This is a genomic window from Prolinoborus fasciculus (genome assembly GCF_056724605.1).
Map to the genome: position 1 here is coordinate 1 of NZ_JBWZQN010000148.1, position 817 is coordinate 817.

General features: G+C 44.7%; 1 pseudogene. It reads left to right on the forward strand.

The annotated features are described in order from the left end of the window. Positions 1 to 56 precede the first annotated feature (56 nt). Positions 57 to 804: pseudogene (locus tag AC1P5O_RS16640) on the forward strand (IS5 family transposase). The last annotated feature ends 13 nt before the right edge of the window (positions 805 to 817 follow it).

Consider the following 817-nt stretch of genomic DNA (forward strand, 5'->3'; position numbering starts at 1 on the left):
CTAGGGCGTGTCATCAATTACCTTGAGGAAAACCACCTTGTCCCCATTATACTTTTATGACTAAACGCTATGCCTTAAGAGATGATCAATGGGAACAGATTAAAGATCTGTTACCTGGACGAATGGGTACTGTTGGAGTAACGGCCAAAGACAACCGACTATTTGTTGAAGCAGTATTGTATCGGTATCGTTCAGGTATCCCGTGGCGAGACTTACCAGAACGCTTTGGTGATTTTAGAGTCGTGCATACTCGTTTTAGCCGTTGGGCTAAAACAGGTGTGTGGCAGAGGGTCTTTGAAGTGCTGTCACATGACAGTGATAATGAATACGCCATGTTAGACTCCACCATTGTACGTGCTCATCAACACAGCGCTGGGAAAAAAAAATCAGGCGATTGGACGCAGTAAAGGTGGCTTAAGCACCAAAATTCATGCCCGTACTGATGCTTTAGGCAACCCAACAGGATTTTATCTCACTGATGGGCAGGCCCATGACTTAAACGGTTCAGATGTGTTGCTGGACTTATCGTTGAGCCAGACCTGGCTTATGGATAAAGCCTACAACTCCAGGGATCGGGTCATTGCTCCAATTTTAGCGGCGAAGGGTCAAATTGTGATGCCAGCGAAAAGTAATTCTATTGATCAGCGTGATTATGACCGACATCTCTACAAGGCAAGACATCTGATCGAGAACTTTTTTGCCAAGCTCAAGCAGTATCGTGCTATTGCCACACGCTATGATAAATTGGCTCAAAACTTCTTATCAGCGATCTACTTAGCATCAACAATCATCTCCATTAATTGATGACACGCCCTAG